At 77.8% G+C, this 553-nt stretch carries 1 protein-coding gene; it reads left to right on the top strand.

All coding sequences use genetic code 11. The annotated features are described in order from the left end of the window. Positions 1-553 (top strand): glycosyltransferase (locus ACYVE9_RS30420; RefSeq protein WP_461031070.1); only part of this gene is annotated, 553 nt, incomplete at both ends.

Below are 553 nucleotides of genomic sequence, written 5' to 3' on the forward strand. Positions count from 1 at the left end.
GCTCGCCGCGCTGCGCGCGGTGTGCGCCGACGCCGACCTGGTGCACGCCCACGGGCTGAGGGCCGGGATGCTGGCGACGCTGGCCCTGGGGGTCCGCCGCCGCCGGATCCCCCTGGTGGTCACCTGGCACACCCGTGCCCACTCCGACGGCCTCCAGGCCCGCATGACGTACCTCCTGGAACGCCGTGTCGCCCGGGCCGCGAAAGTGGTGCTGGCGGTCAGCTCCGACCTGGTCGAACGCGCACGGCGGCGAGGTGCCCGGGACGCCCGGCTGGCCCCGACCGCGTTCCCGGGCCCGCGGATCGACGCGCAGGACGCCGACGGCGGTGTCCCGGACACGCCCGTCGAGGGGCTGCGGGAGAAGCTGCGCGCCGAACTCGGCGCCGTCGACCGTCCCGTGGTGCTCACCGCGGGACGGCTGGAGCCCCACCAGGGGCACGACGTGCTGCTGACCGCCGCCCGCGCCTGGCGGCACCGGGAGCCCGCGCCGCTGGTGCTGGTCGTGGGCGAGGGCTCCCGGCGGGCCGAGTTGCAGCGCCGCATCGACGCCGAG

This window comes from Streptomyces sparsus (genome assembly GCF_054776295.1).